Raw genomic sequence first — 8,067 nt, 5'->3', positions numbered from 1 at the left:
CGTCGAAATGGCCCCTTTTCATGGTTTGCAAGCAAACCACTGTCAGGCAGCGGGTGCGAATTCTCGGCCCGATTATTGAGCCAGCGGCCCGTTTTCTGCTTGTTGGCATCGCCGACGACTTTCATCGCAGCGCCATAAGATCGCAATTTGTCCGTCACCAGGGTTTTCGGCAATCCATGGCGGCGCATTGTTTTCTTTAGAAAATTCAATGCCGCCTTACGATCCCGTGTCTTCGTGACGAAGCTTTCCAGCACCTCTCCCTCATGATCAACGGCACGCCAAAGGTAGTGCCGCTCCCCATTGATCTTCACGAAAACCTCGTCCAGATGCCATTGCCAGTTCGAATATGACCGCATCTGCTGCACCCGTTTTCGTCGGATTTCAGCGGCGAACATTGGGCCGAAACGGTTCCACCAATATCGAACCGTTTCGTGGCTGATGTCGATGCCGCGCTCGTGCAGCAGGTCCTCTACATTCCGGAGCGATAGTGGAAATCTCACGTACAGCATAACCGCCAGGCGTATGACCTAGGGGCTGCTGTGAAAGTACTTAAACGGGTCGCATTTTGTCATGAGTGAACGCTAAGAGACCACCCTGCCCGCCTCAACTCAAATCCTTCTGACAAAACCCCAATGACTGCTATGCAGCACGAAGCAGTCGACCGACATTCCTACCAAAAGGTCTGCTGCCAGCCCTTAGCTGCCGCTCATCCGCGTATAGGATTCTACATTCCTCCATGTGGCCAAGACGGTAACCACCTCTGTGTCGCGGTCAAATATCATCCTCGCGCCCAACCAATCCGATTCATTAGCCATAAGGTTAGGATTGGTTTCTTCGAACAATTTCGCGCAAGCCTTGTGAGTACCAGACTTGAGTTTTACTCTCGTCATTACAACGTACATTTCGCGCCCTTCTCGAAAAGTAGAAACCAACGCTTAAATTGGCCTTATCGCTCACCGACTTTGTGCTGGAACGCATAATTGGATCAAGACAGTTTTGGTTTCTTATGCGACCGCAAGTGTAATTGGCTTTGGGCTGGGGTTCGCGGCTACGCGCACGAATGTCTGCCATGTGGAGCGGCTGTGTGAAAATTCGGGATTCTTCATGATTTCACTCTGCTCGTTTTCGGGAGTTGCCAATTTGATGGCTCAGCTCGACCACAGCGCGCCCAAATCTGGCAATTTTTGGCATTTGTAAAAGCTCTCGATAGTTTTCACACAGCCTCCAGACTTTACCGCCGTTAGTTCTGAGCGAACGAATGTCCGCTTCCGTAGTGCGCTCAATTGACACATTTCTTTTGTGATCGTACGCCTCGTCGTACACTTCGTGAAAAGGCCTGAGAAATGACAGCAATTCTCGTGCGGTTGGCCCGCGATGATGCAGATGTCGAAGCGGCGCGTAAACTCTGCCAAGAATGGTTGGACTGGCACTGGGAAAACTACCCCAGCGATTGGCCGACTAAGGCTGATCCCGATTGGTTGACTGGGGTCGAACATCCGATGGATCGCGAAAAGTTCCAAGCGATCCTCGAAGACCTGCCTGAACGGCACAAGCGGCCGGGTGGCGGCATCCTTGTTGCCTCTGTCAACGGAACTCCTGCCGGATGTGTGATGTACAACGAGGCAAGTCCGGGTGTGGCTGAATTCAATCGCATGTTCGTGAGCGTAGAGGGCCGGGGCAATGGGCTTGGTCAAAAGCTGCTGGAAAGCATGTTCGAGCAGATGGTAGCCGACGGATACACGCGAGTTTTTTCTCGTCGGCGACGTTCTTGACACATGCGCGCGCAATGTACAGGAACGCTGGTTTCGTTGATATAGCGCACCCCCAAGGCTTCCCGGATGCTTGGCGGGACAAAGTCTATTTCATGGAGCGCTCGCTCGTGTAGCCCGGCTAAGCGATCGTTTTGGCCTTCCTTTTCGCTGAACAATGCAGCCATTCGCTATACCATAGCGTTTTGGGACGTTTGGGCTCGAAGCAGCCGTTCGCTGCGGACTGCACCAGTGACTGCTCTGCGGGACAAACCGGCCTGATGCGATTGCAGCGTAGATCATGGCCTCTGCACACGGCCCTGACGCACGGGCTCTGCGGCAGCGCAGCGCAAATTCCCCGAACCGGCCGTTCACTGAGCGCCAAATAGCCAGATTCCAATCCGGCCGTTCGCTGCGCCAGTGCCCGATGTCTCATATGCGGGACAAAGCTGCCCTTTGGGACGTTCCTGATAGTGCCAAAAATTCGACAGAAGCCCGCAAACCGAATAGTCTGTGAAATCAGACAGAAAAGATTGTCACGCCTGTTATGCTAAGTCCTAAACGGTGCATCCCAAATGAATTATGTGAAAATCTACAGTGATCCAAATGGAGTGTCCCATTTTCGGGATGTAGAGGTTTCTTTCTCTCCAAGCGACTTTGCGTCCAAATCAAATCCAGTCTTGAAGTCTGATTTTCTATCATCTGACGCTGGCTTTGTTTCTGTGCCTTCAGGGTGGGATAGCGGTTGGCACAACTCTCCGGGTGATGGGTTCGCTATTCTGCTTCAGGGCAGCGTTGAGATTGAGGCTGGTGATGGGCAGGTTAGAAGGTTTTCGCCTGGCGAAGTTTGGCGTAGCACCGATGTCGCCGGTCGCGGACACGTCAGTCGGGTTGTCAGCGAAGAGGATGCAAGGATCTATATGACCAGCTTAACCAATTCTGAAAGCAAGCCGTGATCTTTAGCGCAAAATCGGTACGATCTCTATTCCCTATGAGCCGCGGTTTATCCGATCACGCTTTCGTGATATGCTGGGGCAGGAAGAAAACAAAAGGGACAGTCATATGAACGTATCTCGAAACTTTATGTTACTTGGTTCAGCCTTTCTGGTCGTGGGCATCGTGATCGGAATGTACATGGGCGGATCGGGAGATCATTCTCTGGCGTTGAGCCATGCACATATCAACCTGCTTGGCTTTGTGCTCTCAGCGGTCTTCGCGCTGACCTATAAGGCCTATCCCGCAATGGCCGAGGGCCGTCTCGCAAGTGCACATTTCTGGCTGCACTTCGTCGGTGCCATTATGGTAAACCTGATGCTATTCTTAATGCTCGCGAAGATTATCACCGAAGCCGCAATGGTGCCGCTTGCACCAATATCAGAGTTCTTGGTGCTTCTAGGCGTGCTCGCATTCGGTTGGACTGTGCTGCAGAACGCGAAATGAGCCTCCGCGTGGGCCTTGAGGCGGTCATGAGCACATAGGCCCGCGCCAACCGCCCGCACCTTCAGTGCTCCGGCGACGTATCTCATTCTCGAAGCCTGCCAACGCCCACTTGGGTTAAAGCCGCCGTTCGCGGCGCCCATCATCAATGGCCGCTTTGCGGAGAGGCTGTGTGAAAACTCGGAATTTTCATGATTTCGCGCCGCTCGTTTTCGGGAGTTGCTAATTTGATGGTTCAGCTCGACGAGAGCGTGCCTAAATCTGGCAATTTTTGGCATTTGTGAAAGCTCTCGATAGTTTTCACACAGCCTCCGGACAAAGGGGACCTTGGCTCGATTGCGGTCAACTGGCGCTTATCGTCCGGAGCCGGCATTGGCCTTCGGCGCGGCCAGCGACAGTTTGGGGGCACAAAGGAAATCTCAGATAAGGTTTACATCCCGTTGGGGAGGCCCAGCCTGAGACTTTTGCCTAAGAATTCAGTCGCCCGTTTTCCAGCCATTGGTGGCAATCTTCTGTCAACTCACGTGCCGCAGCATCGTCATACAACTCAAGATCATCTAAGGTCAGAACGCTTCGCCACCGCCCATTAGTGCCTTTGTTGAAAAACGTGTTGGCACCACCCTTGAACCCGTCCGCCGCATTCGGATCCAGCTTCTCTGCATCGCGCTGGTGTTGTCACATTAACTCAGTTATCGGCAGATTTCGTCTTCTTGATGGGACTTGAAATCTTGTAAGTCGTTGAAATCCAGTAAAACGTATTTTCAGAAACTTCGATATTTCGACTTAGAAAAGTTAATGTGACAACGCCCACAAATCACTAGTTGTGTCCAAGGGATCGTCTGAATCTTACCCCAGATAGTCCAACCTGAACAAGGGTTTCAGGCAGGCATACGGACGATCTGAATCATTCTGGCAGGGTTCCCGATTTCTTGTTCATCTTCACTCCTTGACGGTTACGATGAACCAGAAATCCTCCGTTGTTCAAATCCTCAATTCTGTTCCACAAGTGCTGACGTCAGACAAAGCACCAATGACTGCTCTGCGGGCACAGCAGGCGCGCGCAGAATTGTCGTTTTCATTAGTCCGGTGATGTAATCAAACAAACGCAGCGACTGCGAAAATCAAAGCTAAGACCGCCATCGCCTGCGATCCCAATCCCAAGCGTTTCATTCTAATTGCATCTGGTGCGGTTCCCGCCTTTTTTGCCTGAGCAACGGTCATATTCGCCATGATCGAAAACACGGTAAGCACGATAACTGCGGCAAGTTTCAAGAGAAACGCTGGGCTACTTAGAGCATTAGTCCCGCTCGTCGCCGCAATCATCGATAGCCCGGTTAGCCATAGCAAGACGAGGCCAATTGTAGAAAGCTTTCCTAGGAAGAGACGAAATTCACCTAAAGTAGGCATGGCATCAGGTGGAAAGTTAGCAAGCCGTGCGCCAAGAGTGAGATTTGAAACTCCTGCACCGATTGCAACCGAAAAACTCAAGAAATGAATAATCTTCAGAAATTCTAGCATGGTGTTGCTCTCTCTTTATGCAGCGACTGTGAGCATTGGGTTTAGAGCGATACTAGTTTTATCATCGGGTCTAGCGCAAGGTTTGAGCACCCGACGTGCGGAACGCCGGACATTGCAGCCATTCGACGCTCCTCCTGCAAGGTTCGCTACGGGCTCCTTGCTGCCGTTAGCCGCATCGCAGCGATCCTGCCAAACGATCTCGCCGCGACCAACATGAACGGCCCAGAGCGGCCGGACTGAAATCGCGTCCTTTTCTTGTGCAGCAAATCGACAGCCCCAATCGATCCAAGAGCTACGCTGCAACGCAGCCAGAAAAGTGACCGTTCGTTGTAGCTACATTTAATTTCGATGAGCCTATGACCGAGTTGCGGACAAGGCGGAATTTCGACGGGTGAATTTGATAAGGATCAACGAGTCGCTCTTAATTGGTCCCTAAAGTATTTGTATGTGAGAGGGCCAAGTCGATGAGGCTGAAATCAAAACGAAAGGAACTGCAAGGAATGAACGGCGCCATCGGATTGGTCGTCGGGCTTGGTGGCTATGTTGGCCATCTGTATTCACCAGCTGTGGCGACCTTCCTCATGTTAGCAATATGGATCGTCGGCGCGACGATGATCAACTTGCTGACAGACAATCCGAGTAGGAAATAGCGAATGCACTGTCGTGTTCATGTCCTCGCGTTGTGCGGGTTTAACTGCCATTCCAGCGAGGCGATGCGCCGCGCTTTCTGGGAGGTGAAGAGCTATGATAGTTCAGGGTCGCGCCAAATTCTTGAGTGCTTCTAATGAGAGCTGTGGTTCAGGATCGATATGGCGGTCCGGAGCATCTTTGTCTTGCCGATATTCCGATCCCGGAACCTCGAAGATCCCAGATTAGGGTCAAGGTGCTTGCCTGCGCTGTGAACTTATCCGACTGGGAACACCTGGTTGGTTCCCCGTTATACGCGCGGCTTGTGGGTGGCTTCACGCGTCCAAAACAAGCGGTGTTGGGATCGGACATCGTGGGTGTAATCGCCAAGCTTGGACCGGATATTTCAGATTTTAATATTGGCGATAGAGTTATGGGCGACTTCGTTATGACCCGGGGGGGGTCGCCGAGTATGCTTGCGTTCCAGCTGCTGATGTGACCCACGTACCGGAGGTTCTTTCTGATGAAATTGCGGCCTGTTTGCCTCAAGCCGGAGGCATCGCCGTCGCGGGAACTGAAGGCTTGCGACCGGGCGACAGGTTGCTGATTAATGGCGCTGGAGGTGGATCAGGAACAATGGCCCTGCAACTGGCGAAGGCTGCAGGCGCTCATGTTACTGCTATGGATAACGCTGGCAAAACGGAATGGCTCAAGTCGCTGGGTGCGGATGAGATTTTGGACTATCGTCAGCAGGATTTCGCCAGCTTGGGGAAGAAATGGGACCGTATCCTCGATATGGTGGCAACGCGCAGCCCCTCCCGGATAGCGGCGAGTCTTTCGGAAAAAGGTGTCTACCGTGCATTGGGTGGCGGAGTGAGCGTTCTACTTTCCTTGGTTATCGGAGGTCTGCGTTTTCGGGTTCAAAGGAAATCCATTGGGATATTTTTGGTGCCAAGTGGCCGGGAATTGACGGAGCGCGTTGGGCGAGCAGCTGTAGATGAAGAGATTTCACCTCATCTAGAAGCCGTCATGCCATTGTCTTCGGTTCCCGAAGCGCTGCGCCGCACCGGCTTTGGACAAGTAAAGGGCAAATTGGTGATCAAGCCCTGAGCTGAGAAATGCTGCGCTTCGTTGCACAAGCTATAAGGTGCGAAAGTCTTTGTACCCGTTAAGATGAACGGCGGCGGAAAGGCAACTCGCGATGTCCGCACCGCATAGCGGTCATTGGTGCACGCCGCGGGAATGACGGCTCTGAGCCCAGAGCCGTCGTCTGTTTTGAGCACAGCATCCGTCGCAAAGGGTGTATTAGGCAATCAGCTTTGATCTTGCATCCAGCGTATTGATCTTCTCTCTTGGATCGACGCCAGGACCGCGATGAAGACATAAATCGGGACGAGCGTTCGCCATTGGAGAGAGTATGTCTGTGATGCCACCTGACCGTCCACTTCTTGCGGCAGCCTTCATGATTTGCGCGATGGCCATCATCGGCGTAATCGACAACTTCATCGCGCCGTTGTCGCGCCATGTTGGGTTATGGCAGTTCCACCTAATGCGGGCTTCGATTGCCTGGCCGATGGTGGCCGTTCTCCCGTTACTTGGCCTTGGCGGGTTAATGCCGATCCAGTTTTGGGCTGTGGCGCTGCGCAGCCTGCTGGTGGGCATCTCGATGCTGTTCTACTTCTCGGCGCTGGCGACGATGCCGATTGCGCAGGCGTTGGCTGGGCTTTTCACATCGCCGGTCTTCATTCTGCTGATTTCGGCAGGTTTGATGGGACAGCGAATTGGCCTCTGGCGTATCCTTGCGGTCGCGGTCGGGTTCTTTGGGATCATTCTTGTGCTGCAACCGAATCCTTCAAATTTCGACCTGAAAGTATTGATCCCTGTCTGCGCGGGGTTCTTCTATGCGCTGAGCGCAATCGCCACGCGCAGTCTGTGCGCCGGTGAGAGCACCGTGTCGCTGCTGGCCGGGATGTGGATCACGTTGGGCATTATGGGCGCCGTGGGTACTGCAACATTGATGATCTGGCCGATGTGGCAGCCGGGAGAAGAAGCGCAGTTCGTTACCCGGCCATGGGTATGGCCCATGTGGGATGCTCTGCCGCTAATCCTGCTGCAGGCGATCGGATCGGTTTGTGGTGTGTTCATGATCATCAAGGCTTACCAGTTAGGTGAGCCGTCCTATGTCTCGGTTTTCGAGTATTCTGTAATGATCTTTGGCCCATTCTTTGCATGGCTCGCGTTCGGTCAGCCGGTTGGGGGCTGGCAGGTGCTAGGCATTGTTTTCATTGCATTGGCGGGGATCATCATCGCTCTTCGGACGCGTTAATTTCTGGAGTGAAGAACCCGCATGACAGCACTCGTTCATTGGGCCACTCGAAAACCTAATAGAGATTTTACACAATCTCCGCATAGCGGCCGTTCAGGCAGACTGCAGCGAACGGCGGCTTCGGAGCCCATTTTGACCAATTCTGCGAAATGGTCAAATGTCGGCTTTGCTCAAAATGTGCGAACAATAACGAACTTTGCAAGACATCCACAGACCCGCAGGGGATACGTTGATTTTGCTGCCAACTAGGTAGCAGGCCATTGAACCAGCCGTCATGCTATTTCGTCTAGTCCCGTGATTCAGTCAATTTGCGGGTATAGGTGCAGGAGCTTTGTTCTGGCATCCTCAGTAGTGAAGTGCCATTTGGTTTTTGTCTGTGCGTTGTTTCGGTTTTGGAACCAGGCAGTGACT

Annotated in this window: 8 protein-coding genes; 6 read left to right on the top strand and 2 right to left on the bottom strand. The window is 52.9% G+C overall.

Going from position 1 to position 8,067, the window contains the following annotated elements; all coding sequences use genetic code 11:
- On the bottom strand, nucleotides 1–524 hold a 524-nt coding region (locus Q1B15_RS14930), incomplete at its 3' end, for an IS6 family transposase (protein WP_299754965.1).
- Nucleotides 525–1,343: 819 nt separating this feature from the next.
- On the opposite strand from Q1B15_RS14930, the gene Q1B15_RS14925 reads away from it, so the two are divergent.
- Nucleotides 1,344–1,772 carry a GNAT family N-acetyltransferase gene (locus tag Q1B15_RS14925; RefSeq protein ID WP_299754963.1) on the top strand — a complete coding sequence of 143 codons (429 nt, stop codon included), beginning with the start codon at nucleotides 1,344–1,346 and terminating at the stop codon, nucleotides 1,770–1,772.
- Between the two features lie 1,038 nt (nucleotides 1,773–2,810).
- Complete coding sequence (locus Q1B15_RS14920) at nucleotides 2,811–3,188, top strand: hypothetical protein (protein WP_299754960.1); 378 nt, start codon at nucleotides 2,811–2,813, stop codon at nucleotides 3,186–3,188.
- Between the two features lie 1,092 nt (nucleotides 3,189–4,280).
- Here the strand turns inward: Q1B15_RS14920 and Q1B15_RS14915 are convergent.
- Nucleotides 4,281–4,703, bottom strand: coding sequence for a hypothetical protein (locus Q1B15_RS14915; protein ID WP_299754958.1), 423 nt, complete (start codon nucleotides 4,701–4,703; stop codon nucleotides 4,281–4,283).
- Nucleotides 4,704–5,203: 500 nt separating this feature from the next.
- Here Q1B15_RS14915 and Q1B15_RS14910 point away from each other — a divergent pair, with 500 nt between their 5' ends.
- The 4 genes from Q1B15_RS14910 to Q1B15_RS14900 all read left to right on the top strand — a co-directional run bounded on the left by Q1B15_RS14910 (nucleotide 5,204) and on the right by Q1B15_RS14900 (nucleotide 7,656).
- Nucleotides 5,204–5,353 (top strand): hypothetical protein, encoded by a 150-nt coding sequence (locus tag Q1B15_RS14910; RefSeq protein ID WP_299754955.1) that lies wholly within the window; start codon nucleotides 5,204–5,206, stop codon nucleotides 5,351–5,353.
- 134 nt (nucleotides 5,354–5,487) lie between these two features.
- Nucleotides 5,488–5,829, top strand: a complete 342-nt coding sequence (locus Q1B15_RS23505) for an alcohol dehydrogenase catalytic domain-containing protein (RefSeq protein WP_366141733.1) — start codon at nucleotides 5,488–5,490, stop codon at nucleotides 5,827–5,829.
- Entirely contained in the window at nucleotides 5,826–6,440 is a 615-nt protein-coding gene (locus Q1B15_RS14905) for a zinc-binding dehydrogenase (RefSeq protein WP_299754952.1), read from the top strand. Before Q1B15_RS23505 ends, Q1B15_RS14905 begins: the two co-directional genes overlap by 4 nt.
- Before the next feature lie 307 nt (nucleotides 6,441–6,747).
- On the top strand, nucleotides 6,748–7,656 hold the full coding sequence (locus Q1B15_RS14900) for a DMT family transporter (protein ID WP_299754950.1): 909 nt from the start codon (nucleotides 6,748–6,750) through the stop codon (nucleotides 7,654–7,656).
- The last annotated feature ends 411 nt before the right edge of the window (nucleotides 7,657–8,067 follow it).

Origin of the sequence: uncultured Boseongicola sp., from assembly GCF_937988555.1 — a bacterium.
Classification (GTDB): domain Bacteria; phylum Pseudomonadota; class Alphaproteobacteria; order Rhodobacterales; family Rhodobacteraceae; genus Boseongicola.
This window is presented reverse-complemented; position numbering and strand designations above follow the sequence as displayed.